The sequence below is a fragment of the Promicromonospora kroppenstedtii DSM 19349 genome (assembly GCF_000515355.1).
Lineage (GTDB): Bacteria > Actinomycetota > Actinomycetes > Actinomycetales > Cellulomonadaceae > Promicromonospora > Promicromonospora kroppenstedtii.
Genome location: NZ_KI911649.1, coordinates 60,658 through 65,457, shown reverse-complemented (window position 1 = coordinate 65,457; position 4,800 = coordinate 60,658). Strand labels below are relative to the sequence as shown.

Genomic DNA, 4,800 nt, shown 5'->3' with positions numbered 1-4,800 from the left:
GCAGCGGGTCGGCCGTGAGGTGCTCGGGGCCCACGGGCGACGGCGCGAGGGTGGCGCAGCCGACGGGCCGGCCGTCCAACGTGGCCAGGACGGTCACGAGCGCGGTGCGCCCCCGATCGACGTCGACGACGTCGTGGCCGCCACGGGCCTCGACGACCCGTGCCAGGTGCGGGTAGAGCGGCTCGAGGTAGGCCCACATGTCGCGCCGCAGCGCGACGGCGTCGGGGTCGTCCCAGGGGACCTCGCGGAGCACCGGTGCCGCTGGGGTCCGTGGGGTCCGCGGGGTCTCGACGGGCTCGACGGACTCGACCAGCGAGGCGGGAGCCTGCGGGCCGGCGTCGTCCACCAGCCACTTGCCGAAGCAGCGCGAGCCCGGCTCGTCCGAGAACACGCCGAACGACTCGACCGGGTCGTAACCCAGGCGCAGGTACAGCCCCAGCGACTCGGGCTGCATGAGCCCGCTCTCCAGGATGAGGTGTCGCACGCCGGCTGCGCGGGCGGCGTCCTCGGCGACGGTCATCAGGGTCCGGGACAACCCGCGGCCGCGGAAGCGGGGCGCCACGTACACGCGCTTGACCTCGGCGGTCCCGTCGGGGTGCAGGCCGCCCTGGTAGTCGTCCCGGCCGGACAGGTCACGCAGCGCGGCGTGCCCGGCCGGCTCACCGTCGACCCGCAGCAGCAGGGTCGCGAAGACGTTCGACGGGTCCACCTGGTCCCGCGCGTCGGGCACCGGCGCGCCGTGGGCGTCCGTCGTCGACGGCCGCCCGGGCTGCGCGTACCGCAGGTCGATCTCCTGCTGCTGGTCCGCGCGCAGGCGGACGGCGTCCACGTGGTCCCAGCCGACTGTCTCGACGGTCAGGCCCGCGAGAACCTCAGCGACCATGACCGCCCGCCCGGACCGGACCGATGGTCACGCGTGGACCAGCGAGGACAGCACCGACGTGAAGAACGTCAGGCCGTCGACACCGGCGCGCGGACCCTCGGCGGACGCCGGGCCGAAACCGGGCTCCACCGCGTGCTCCGGGTGGGGCATGAGACCCACCACGTTGCCGCGCTCGTTCGTGATGCCCGCGATGTCGCGGCGCGAACCGTTCGGGTTCCAGCCGTCGTAGCGGAAGACCACGCGGCCCTCGCCCTCGAGCTCGTCGAGCGTGCGCTCGTCGGCCACGAACTGGCCGTCCTGGTTCTTCAGCGGGATGGTGATCCGCTGCCCGCGGCGGAACTCGTTGGTCCAGGCCGTGTGCGCGTTCTCGACGACCAGCGACTGCTCCCGGCACACGAAGTGCAGGTGGTCGTTCTTGACCATCGAACCCGGCAGCAGGTGCGCCTCGGTGAGGACCTGGAAGCCGTTGCAGATGCCGAGCACCGGCATGCCGCCCTTGGCGGCGTCGACCACGGCCGCCATGGCGGGCGCGAACCGGCTGATCGCGCCGGCGCGCAGGTAGTCGCCGTACGAGAACCCGCCGGGCAGCACCACGGCGTCGACGTCCTGCAGCGACTCGTCGGCGTGCCAGATCGAGACCGCTTCGGCACCGGCCAGGCGCACGGCGCGCGCCGCGTCCCGGTCGTCCAGCGTGCCGGGGAACGTGATGACGCCGATGCGAGCCTCGGCGATGCCGGCCGCGGCGGCGACGGGCACCGGCTCGGTCGCGGACATCAGGCGTTCACCGGGGTGCCGGTCGCCTCACCCGGGACCGCGGCGGCGTCGGCGACCGAGACCACGTCCTCGATCACCGGGTTGGACAGCAGGGTGGCCGCGGCCTCCCGGGCGGCGGCGAGGATCTCCGGCGTGACCTCACCGTCCACCTCGAGCTCGAACCGCTTGCCCTGACGCACACCAGAGAACTGGGTGAAGCCGAGGCGCGGCAGCGCTCCGACGACAGCCTTGCCCTGGGGGTCCAGGATCTCGGGCTTGGGCATGACCTCGACGACGACGCGTCCCACGAAGGCTCCTTGAAGGTGAGGGAATTCCGGGAAGAGTCTACTTGCGCCGCGGGGTGCCCCGCTGTGCGTGGACAGTGACCTGCGTCCGGGTCCGCCGCCGCACGCGACGAGAGCACTCTCATCACGCCCTCCTCATCGCCTCATCGACCGGCGGGGATGCCATCCCCGTCCACGTCATGGCAGGTCAGGAGTACAGCAGTGCGCACGCGGGTCGCCGAAGCCCCCTGTCACGCGGTGAGGTACTGGTCCGCCCAGGCGCTGATGATGCGCGCGGCACGCTTGGCCTGGCCGGGTGCGGTGAGCAGGTGGTCCGCTCCTTCCAGCGACACGAACGAGCGCGGGTGCCGGGCCTCGCGGAAGATCTCCCCCGCGTTCGAGATGTCCACCGTGGAATCGGTCGGCGAGTGCATCACCAGCAGCGGGGAGCCGAGCTCCCGGATCTTCGAGCGCAGCTCGGCCCGGCGCACGTCCTCCACGAAGTGTCGCTTGAGCGTGAGCGCGCGGCCGCCCACCATCCACTGGGCGTGCCCGTCGTCGAACACCCGGCCCAGGACGGCGTCGTAGTTGTGCTCCGCGTGCCGTGGCTGGACGGGGGCGCCGATGGTCGCCACCGCCTGCACGCCCGGGACGTCGGCACCGGCGGCGATCACCGCCGCGCCACCGAAGGAGTGCCCCACCATGAGGTGCACCGGCATGTCGTGGTCGGCCATGAACTCGGCGGCCCGCACGGTGTCAGCCACCTTGTGCGTGAACGAGCCGTCGCCCCAGTCGCCCTCGGAGTCGCCCAGACCCAGGTTGTCGAAGCGGAGCATCCCGATGCCCTCGGCCGCGAGCTGCTTGCAGATCCGTGCCGCGGCCGGTGAGTCCTTGCCCAGCGTGAACCCGTGGGAGAACACGCCCCAGCCGCGCACCTCGCCATCCGGCCGGTCGATGATGCCCGCGAGGCGCGGCCCCGTGGTGCTCTCGAACGTGACGCGCTCAGCCACGACCACTCCCCTTCTCGACGAAGCGGCGATGTTAACGCCACCCGAGTTTCGCGGAGATGACGCCGACGCGCAGCGAGACGGGGCCGAGCCTCCCCTTCGAGACCTGAGCTTCTCCGCTCCCGGGGGCCGACAGCGGAGAAGCTCAGGTCTCGGAGGGGAGATGCGGCCGGCCCTAGCTGATCGCCGGGTACGCGTTGGCCACGAGCATCTCGAACTGGGCCTGGAACCAGTGCCCCGACAGCGGGGCGTCCGCGAGGGCGCCCGTGAACCGCCCGCCCAGCTCGCTGGACTGGTACGTGGGATCGCACATCCGGTCCAGCCGCTTGCCCTCGTCGTTCGGGATCTCCGTGGACGAGCCGTCCGACTCGCCCGGGGGCTTGACCCACACGTAGGCGTCGAGGTGCGACTCGGCGTGGCCGGACGGCGCGACCGTCGGCCGCTCGCCGATGCCCGCGCCCGCCGGGTTGCACCACGCGCCGCGGTGGTTGCGACGGTCCACCTTGGACTCGTTGACGTAGGTGTTCAGGTCGGTCGACGTGCTCGCCGCCGTCGGACGAGCGGACCCACCCCAGCCGTTGCGGCCGGTGTCGACGAGCATGCCGATGCTCGACGGCGCGCCCTGCGCGACCATCAGGTCGTAGAGGTTCGCGGTCCAGTCGATCTCGTCGAAGTCCGGGTTCCACTCGAACCAGCCCGCCGACTTCACCTGGCCGCCACCGACCTGGAGGTCGGGGTTGGTCAGGAACGTCTCCTCCAGCGGCGTGGTGTTTGCCGTGTTGGTGACGAATCCGGAGACGGCGGCCCACCCGTAGGTGCTGCCCTCGATGACGTTCGCGAACTCCTGCGCCGCGCCGCTGGAGTTGTTGGGCCAGCCCAGCCAGCCCGAGTGCGCGGCGTCGATGTAGGAGTACACGTTGCCGACCTCGTACAGCTCGGAGATCGCGTACTGCACGCCCTCGCGGTAGTACGGGGCCGCCGCGACGCAGTCGGCGTCGGACTGGTTGGTCACGAGGTTGGGCAGCGAGTCCGGCTCGATCGTCGCGACGACCCGAAGGTTCGCGTACTCCGGCTGGTCCAGCAGCGCGACGATCGGATCGATGTACTCCGTCTTGTACCGGGTCATCCCCGCCGCGGTGGCGGGCAGCTCGCCGTTCGACGCGAGGGCGTGGCAGTCGCGGCCGGGCAGGTCGTAGATGACCACGTTGAACACCAGGGGCGAGCCGCCGGACTGCGCCACCGCCTGGTCGAGGTGCCACTCGAGGCCGTGCTGCCGCTCGGTGCCCTCGATCGCGGCGATGCGGTCCATCCAGACCGACGTCGGCTCGTCGGCGATCGCCCGCATGTCCGCCGCGAGCGCGGCGTCGCCAACCTCGTCGGCGGCCGTCTCGACCAGGGCCGACCAGTCCGGGTTGACGTACTGCTCGGCCCCGACGAACGGGTTGTCCTCGAGCGCGACGGCGGGAGCACTCGGGACGGCGACGAGCGCGGGAACCGCGAGCAGGGCGCCCGCTGCCGCTGCCGCCACGGTGCGGGACCTGTGTGGGGACGTGCCGCGTGTGCGGCGAGGTGCTGATGACACGGTGACCTCCGTTGGCCGGACCGAGCGCGCGTCGCGCCGGCCCCCGGGGCCGGACGACCGTCCGCGCACCACGGCGGTTCGTTCCGCCGCGGCATGGCGCAACTTTGCCTACCGTTTGGCCGTGGCAGAACCGTCTTAAACGATTAGCCGCCGGGTGGCGGCGCCGTCGAACCGCGCACCACCAGCCGCCCCACCGCCACGGTGCCCGACGGCGGCTCCACCGCCCTCGGGTGCTGTTCCCCACCCGGGCCGGATCCCGTGCCGCGCCGGTCGGGGCCGGCGCCGAGAGCT

At 72.3% G+C, this 4,800-nt stretch carries 5 protein-coding genes; all 5 read right to left on the bottom strand.

Features of this window, described 5'->3' with window-relative positions:
• On the bottom strand, positions 1–883 hold an 883-nt coding region (locus tag PROKR_RS36895), incomplete at its 3' end, for a GNAT family N-acetyltransferase (protein WP_051432837.1).
• 27 nt (positions 884–910) lie between these two features.
• On the bottom strand, positions 911–1,657 hold the full coding sequence (gene purQ / locus PROKR_RS09835) for a phosphoribosylformylglycinamidine synthase subunit PurQ (RefSeq protein WP_051432836.1): 747 nt from the start codon (positions 1,655–1,657) through the stop codon (positions 911–913).
• Positions 1,657–1,944 carry a phosphoribosylformylglycinamidine synthase subunit PurS gene (purS, locus tag PROKR_RS09830; protein ID WP_036962638.1) on the bottom strand — a complete coding sequence of 96 codons (288 nt, stop codon included), beginning with the start codon at positions 1,942–1,944 and terminating at the stop codon, positions 1,657–1,659. Before purS ends, purQ begins: the two co-directional genes overlap by 1 nt.
• A gap of 227 nt (positions 1,945–2,171) precedes the next feature.
• A complete protein-coding gene (locus PROKR_RS09825; protein ID WP_036962728.1) occupies positions 2,172–2,930 on the bottom strand; it encodes an alpha/beta hydrolase family protein in 759 nt (252 codons plus the stop codon).
• A gap of 172 nt (positions 2,931–3,102) precedes the next feature.
• Complete coding sequence (locus tag PROKR_RS09820) at positions 3,103–4,455, bottom strand: glycoside hydrolase family 6 protein (RefSeq protein WP_245605773.1); 1,353 nt, start codon at positions 4,453–4,455, stop codon at positions 3,103–3,105.
• Positions 4,456–4,800 lie beyond the last annotated feature (345 nt).

Coding starts and splice junctions, on each gene's coding strand:
- purQ (WP_051432836.1), bottom strand. CDS start 1,657: ATGTCCGCGACCGAGCCGGTGCCCGTCGCCGCCGCGGCCGGCATCGCC.